Origin of the sequence: Caballeronia jiangsuensis (assembly GCF_046030135.1) — a bacterium.
GTDB classification, from domain to species: domain Bacteria; phylum Pseudomonadota; class Gammaproteobacteria; order Burkholderiales; family Burkholderiaceae; genus Caballeronia; species Caballeronia jiangsuensis.
Genome location: NZ_JAQQDB010000132.1, coordinates 1 through 444, shown reverse-complemented (window position 1 = coordinate 444; position 444 = coordinate 1). Strand labels below are relative to the sequence as shown.

Sequence of the window (444 nt, the reverse complement as noted above, 5' to 3'; positions counted from 1 at the left end):
TGAGCCGTTCGACTACTTCAAGCCGTACTGAACCGACTCGACCGAATCAACCGAATCAACCGAACCAACGTTAGCGAGCCGAAAAACATGGCGACTCCGCAATTTCATCCGCTGCGCATCCGTGAGGTCCGCCCCGAAACCGCCGACGCGTTCACCGTTTCGTTCGAGGTACCGCCCGCGCTGCGCGATGCGTTTCGCTTTACGCAGGGTCAGTTCGTGACGCTCAAGACGCATATCGATGGCGAGGAGACGCGCCGTTCGTACTCGATCTGCGTGGGCGTGACCGACTACGATCGCGATGGCGAATTGCGCATCGGCATCAAGCGCGTGCGTGGCGGGCGCTTCTCGAACTTCGCGTTCGATACCCTGAAGCCCGGCCACGAGATCGACGTGATGACGCCCGACGGGCGCTTCTTCACGTATCTGAACGCGGATCACGCAAAA

The 444-nt window shown here is 60.1% G+C and carries 1 protein-coding gene; it reads left to right on the top strand.

Annotated elements, in window-relative coordinates; all coding sequences use genetic code 11:
• Positions 1–87 precede the first annotated feature (87 nt).
• Positions 88–444, top strand: a 357-nt coding sequence (locus PQR08_RS38685) for an FAD-binding oxidoreductase (RefSeq protein ID WP_408164506.1), incomplete at its 3' end; no start/stop codon positions are given.